Annotated in this window: 5 protein-coding genes and 1 tRNA gene; 5 read left to right on the forward strand and 1 reads right to left on the reverse strand. The window is 64.2% G+C overall.

The genetic code is table 11. The features are described 5' to 3' along the window. Window positions 1–87: 87 nt before the first annotated feature. The 5 genes from MESS2_RS14245 to MESS2_RS14265 all read left to right on the forward strand — a co-directional run bounded on the left by MESS2_RS14245 (window position 88) and on the right by MESS2_RS14265 (window position 3,257). A complete protein-coding gene (locus MESS2_RS14245; protein ID WP_008875041.1) occupies window positions 88–645 on the forward strand; it encodes a CDP-alcohol phosphatidyltransferase family protein in 558 nt (185 codons plus the stop codon). After that, window positions 617–1,789, forward strand: a complete 1,173-nt coding sequence (locus MESS2_RS14250; protein ID WP_008875042.1) for an AI-2E family transporter — start codon at window positions 617–619, stop codon at window positions 1,787–1,789. Before MESS2_RS14245 ends, MESS2_RS14250 begins: the two co-directional genes overlap by 29 nt. Before the next feature lie 5 nt (window positions 1,790–1,794). Then, window positions 1,795–2,499: a DnaA regulatory inactivator HdaA gene (hdaA, locus tag MESS2_RS14255; RefSeq protein ID WP_008875043.1), complete on the forward strand. Its 705-nt coding sequence runs from the start codon at window positions 1,795–1,797 to the stop codon at window positions 2,497–2,499. 120 nt (window positions 2,500–2,619) lie between these two features. Next, on the forward strand, window positions 2,620–2,877 hold the full coding sequence (locus MESS2_RS14260) for a type II toxin-antitoxin system Phd/YefM family antitoxin (RefSeq protein WP_008875044.1): 258 nt from the start codon (window positions 2,620–2,622) through the stop codon (window positions 2,875–2,877). Next, window positions 2,874–3,257, forward strand: a complete 384-nt coding sequence (locus tag MESS2_RS14265) for a type II toxin-antitoxin system VapC family toxin (protein WP_008875045.1) — start codon at window positions 2,874–2,876, stop codon at window positions 3,255–3,257. Before MESS2_RS14260 ends, MESS2_RS14265 begins: the two co-directional genes overlap by 4 nt. Before the next feature lie 229 nt (window positions 3,258–3,486). Here the strand turns inward: MESS2_RS14265 and MESS2_RS14270 are convergent. After that, window positions 3,487–3,563: transfer RNA gene (locus tag MESS2_RS14270), tRNA-Pro, on the reverse strand. Window positions 3,564–3,619 lie beyond the last annotated feature (56 nt).

The raw sequence follows: 3,619 nt of genomic DNA on the forward strand, positions 1-3,619 counted from the left end.
GCGAGGGGGGAGATCGGCAGCTTCTCCCTTGCGCCCATCCGCCATCTCCATCATGTATCAGCTAACAAAAAGCGACGGGACATCGCCTTGACCATCCCCAACATGATCACGATCATGCGTTTCGTGCTGGTGCCGGCCGTGGTGCTGGCGATGTTGAACATGCGCTGGGACTGGGCCTTTGCCGGCTTTCTCGTGGCCGGCATTTCCGATGGCGTCGACGGTTTCATCGCCCGCCATTTCAACCAGCATTCGCAGCTCGGCGCCTATCTCGACCCGATGGCCGACAAATTGCTTCTGGTCTCGGTGTTCGTCGTCATGGGCTTCATCGGCGAGCTGCCGCTGTGGCTGGTGGTGATGATGGTGTCGCGCGATGCGTTGATCGTTTTCGCCGTGCTGTTGTCCAGCGTCATGAGCCATCCGGTCGAGATGAAGCCGCTCTTCGTCTCGAAGGCCAACACCGCCATCCAGATCGCGCTGGCGGCCGTGGTGCTGGGCGAACTCGCCTTCGGCATCAACCTCGACCCGCTGAGGCCGGCGCTCATAATCCTGTCCGGGGTCTTGACCGTGACTTCGGCCGCGGCCTATCTCGTGGCTTGGCTGAGGCATATGAGCGGCTATGGCGAAGGCTCCACACCGGGCACCTGACGATGAAGCCGCCAAGGAGGCGGCAGCAGGCGTATTCCGACGGCAGATCTTCTTCTGGCTGGGCACGGCCGTCCTTTTGGCGCTGTTCCTCTATGTCTTCAGCAGCATCCTGTTGCCCTTCGTCGCCGGCATGGTGCTGGCCTATTTCCTGGATCCCGTCGCCGACCGGCTGCAGCGGCTCGGCCTGTCGCGCCTCATGGCGACCGTGGTCATCCTCATTGCCTTCATCGTCGTTCTGGTGCTGGCCTTCGTCATCCTGGTTCCGGTGCTGGCCTCGCAGATGGCCGATTTCGCCAGCAAATTGCCGGAATATCTGACCCGGCTGCAGGCGCTGATCACCAGCTTCGATCCGCAATGGCTGGAACAGAAATTCGGCGTCGACGCCAATGGCCTGCGCGACGGGCTGAACTCGTTGCTCACCTCCGGTTTCGGCCTCCTGACCACTGTGTTCACCTCGATCTGGAGCTCCGGCGTGGCGCTGGTGTCGGTGGTCAGCCTGTTCGTGGTCACGCCTGTCGTCGCCTTCTACATGCTGCTCGACTGGGACCGCATGGTAGCGATCGTCGACGGCTGGGTGCCGCGCGACTACGTTCGGACCGTGCGGGCGATCGCCAACGACATCAACACCGCTACCGCCGGTTTCGTGCGCGGCCAGGGCACGCTCTGCCTGGTGCTGGGCGTCATGTACGCCACCGGCCTGACGCTGACCGGACTGAATTTCGCCATCCTCATCGGCCTGTTCGCCGGACTGATCTCCTTCATCCCCTATGTCGGCTCGCTGACCGGGCTGGTGCTGGCCGTCGGCGTCGCCTTCGTTCAGTTCTGGCCCGACTGGACCATGGTGGCGGCGGTGGCCGGTGTGTTCTTCGTCGGCCAGTTCATCGAGGGCAACATCCTGCAGCCGCGGCTGGTCGGCAAAAGCGTCGGCCTGCATCCGGTGTGGCTGATGTTCGCGCTGTTTGCCTTTGGCGCGCTGTTCGGCTTCGTCGGCCTTTTGATCGCGGTGCCGGCTTCGGCGGCGGTCGCCGTTCTGGTGCGCTTTGCGATTGCTCGCTATCTCGAATCGCCGCTCTACAAAGGGCACAGCACCGAACCGGTTCCGCCGCTGCCGCCCAGCCGCCGCAGGGGGGCGCCGCGCGGCTGAGAGGGATGACCGACAACAAGATCGATCCGCCACGCCAGTTGCCGCTCGATCTCGGCCACGGCACCGGCTATTCGCGCGATGAACTCGTCGTCTCCGGCACCAACAGCCAGGCGGTGGCGCTGGTCGACCGCTGGCCGGACTGGCCCTCGCCGGTGGTGGTGCTGGCCGGCCCGGCCGGCTCCGGCAAGACGCATCTGGCCTCGATCTGGCAGGCCCGTGCCGGCGCGGTGGCGGTCGATGCCGGCCGCATCGGCGGTTGCATCGCCGAGCTCGGCGCCCGCCCGGCCTTGATCGACGATGTCGATGCCGGCCCGGTCGATGAGGAGGGGCTGTTCCACCTTATCAATGCGGTGCGCGGCGCCCATTCGACCCTGCTGTTGACCGCGCGGCGCTTCCCATCCGCCTGGGGTGTCCGGCTGCCCGATCTTGCCTCGCGGCTGAAAGCGGCGGCGACGGTCGAAATCCACGAACCCGACGATCTGCTTCTCGCCGGCGTCATCACCAAGCTGTTCGCCGACCGCCAGATCGAGGTCGAGCCGCATGTCGTGCAATATCTGGTGCGCCGCATCGAGCGCTCCCTGGCGACCGCCATGCGGGTGGTCGAGCGGCTCGACCGCACCGCACTCGAACGCAAGACGCCGATCACAAGAGCGCTTGCCGCCGAGACTGTCAGCGCCATGGACGAGGGGCAGGCAGAGTTCGACATCTGAAGCGCGTCGCGTTTGAACGGATCCATGGGACGCGCTCCGCTCTGCGTATCTCTCGATTGAAATGGACCATTGAATGGTCTATTTTAGATATCGACGACAACGGTGCCATGGGAGCCGAGCATGCAGATATCCGTGACGGACGCCAAGGGACAGCTGACCGAGTTGGTGCGCCGTGCCGAGGCGGGGGATGAAATCATCCTGACCCGCCATGGCCATGCCGCCGTGCGTTTGGTGCCCATCCGGTCCCGGCCGGACAGCAGGAGCCGCCGCGCCTTGCTGGAGGCCGTGCGTGCGTCGGGCGCCGCAAAGGCCGCCAGCGGTCCCTCCGCCGCGCGAAGTCAGGATTTTCTCTATGGCGATGACGGCTTGCCGGAATGATCGCGGTCGACACTTCGGCATTGATGGCGATCGTCTTGGACGAGCCTGAGGCCGGCGCATGCATCGAAGCGATCGAAGCCGCGGACGATCTTCTGATTTCCGCCGGCACCATGGCCGAGGCGTTGATCGTGGCGGCCCGGCGCGGCGTCGCCACGGAATTGTCGAGCCTGATCGACGGGCTCGGCTTCGAGGTGGTGACGGTGACGCCGGCTTCGGCGCGCCGAATTGCCGAGACCTACAACCAGTGGGGCAAGGGCGTCCACCCGGCGGCGCTCAATTTCGGCGACTGTTTCGCTTACGAGGTCACAAAGGAGCATGCCTGTCGCCTGCTCTATGTCGGCGACGACTTCGCCAAGACCGATATCGAAAGCGTACTCTGAGGCTGGTATTGCGTATTTGCGTCGCCGCATCATCGATCGACCACCGGGGTCGGTGTCCCATTTCGGGAAAAAATAACTGGCATCCGTCTTGCAACACCAGCTTGCCGGCTAATCCCGGTCCTGATGCGTATCAATCAGGTAGTAGGCTCGCCGGGAGTGGTAGGCGGTTGGGGTCCTCGCCCGGCGAGCTCGCTTACAGACGGTTTCGATTCCGGGGCATCGAGATTGATGGTCGGAGTGGAGAGATTCGAACTCCCGACCCTCTGGTCCCAAACCAGATGCGCTACCAGGCTGCGCTACACTCCGAACGGTCTGTTGCCTAGTGATTTCGGCCCGGCAACGCAAGTGCAAAAACCTTGCCG

This window comes from Mesorhizobium metallidurans STM 2683 (genome assembly GCF_000350085.1).
GTDB classification, from domain to species: domain Bacteria; phylum Pseudomonadota; class Alphaproteobacteria; order Rhizobiales; family Rhizobiaceae; genus Mesorhizobium; species Mesorhizobium metallidurans.